The sequence below is a fragment of the Bradyrhizobium uaiense genome (assembly GCF_010811875.1).
Lineage (GTDB): Bacteria > Pseudomonadota > Alphaproteobacteria > Rhizobiales > Xanthobacteraceae > Bradyrhizobium > Bradyrhizobium uaiense.
The window spans coordinates 1-335 of the sequence record NZ_VKHP01000632.1; the positions used below are offsets into that span (position 1 = coordinate 1).

Genomic DNA, 335 nt, shown 5'->3' on the forward strand with positions numbered 1-335 from the left:
CTGTTCGCCGCCCTCAACGTGCTCGACGGCGCAATCATCGCTCAATGCAAACCCCGGCATCGTCACCAGGAGTTCCTCGCCTTCCTGCGTCACATCGAAGCTAACGTGCCGCCTCAACTGGACATCCATCTCGTCGTCGACAACTACGCCACCCACAAGCATCCCAAGGTCAGGACCTGGCTCGCCCGACGTCCGCGTTGGCACATTCACTTCACGCCAACCTATGCCTCCTGGCTTAACCAGGTCGAACGCTTCTTCGCCCTCATCACCCAACGCGCAATCCGGCGCGGATCATTCGATTCCACCGCCGACCTCGTCAAAAAAATCGACCGCTT

Annotated in this window: 1 protein-coding gene; it reads left to right on the plus strand. The window is 59.4% G+C overall.

Annotation, left to right across the window (positions count from 1 at the left end; genetic code table 11):
• Positions 1–335 (plus strand): IS630 family transposase (locus FNJ47_RS46845; RefSeq protein WP_163163577.1); only part of this gene is annotated, 335 nt, incomplete at both ends.